The sequence below is a fragment of the Catenibacterium sp. GCM10023432 genome, from assembly GCF_042651925.1.
Taxonomy (GTDB): Bacteria; Bacillota_I; Bacilli_A; order Erysipelotrichales; family Coprobacillaceae; genus Catenibacterium; species Catenibacterium mitsuoka.
In genome coordinates this window covers 524-824 of record NZ_JBHSEB010000101.1, presented here as the reverse complement: position 1 = coordinate 824, position 301 = coordinate 524, and the positions used below count along the sequence as shown (strand labels likewise).

The following is a 301-nucleotide window of genomic DNA, read 5'->3' as shown; positions in this document are numbered from 1 at the left end:
TTCAGAAGGAGAGCACCATCAAGGGTCATTTCCTCATCTGTTATCTCGCAGTGCTTCTTGAAAGAATACTACAGTTCAAGGTGCTTAATAATAAATACAGCACATCAGATATTATGAGATTTACCAGAGGATTTCAGGTAGTTAGAGGTGAAACTAGATATATTAATACAACTCAGTCAAGTGATTTTATAATAGATTTAGCAAAGATAACAAATCTTCCACTTACTAATTACTTCCTGACAGAAAGAGAAATAAAGAGAATATTCAGTTACAAAATATAAAATTAACTGTAGATTATTCA

Annotated in this window: 1 pseudogene; it reads left to right on the top strand. The window is 31.2% G+C overall.

The features are described from left to right. Nucleotides 1-281 (top strand): annotated as a pseudogene (locus ACFOZZ_RS12485) (transposase); the annotation flags it as partial. Nucleotides 282-301 lie beyond the last annotated feature (20 nt).